The sequence below is a fragment of the Tamlana crocina genome, from assembly GCF_012037625.1.
Window position 1 is genome coordinate 1 of the sequence record NZ_JAAVJS010000662.1, and the last position, 325, is coordinate 325.

Sequence of the window (325 nt, forward strand, 5' to 3'; positions counted from 1 at the left end):
CTGCTGCCGAATTTCCCTGTCTCAGCATTCTTGGATTTGCAGTATCCATTACCCGGCTACCAAGAGCTTCATTTATCGACAGGACAAGTGCCTGCGCATTAACATCAGGAATTCCTGAAATAACTACTGCCCCGCTTCCGGAGCTACGCAGTTGTTTTGCGGCGCTTTGAAGAGCCTGACTAATATTTTCAGGTAAATTGTTTGAGGAAGAACCTCCTGTAACATAACCATGAAGAGCCGCAAGCGCTGTTCTCTGCTGAGAAAGCGTAAGCGGAACTCTCTTATCTGCATTTGCTCCCGACAAAGTGAAAGTAGATTCGAACTG

The 325-nt window shown here is 46.8% G+C and carries 1 pseudogene; it reads right to left on the reverse strand.

What is annotated here, in order from left to right:
* Window positions 1-325, reverse strand: a pseudogene (locus tag HC176_RS19795) (quinol:cytochrome C oxidoreductase); the annotation flags it as partial.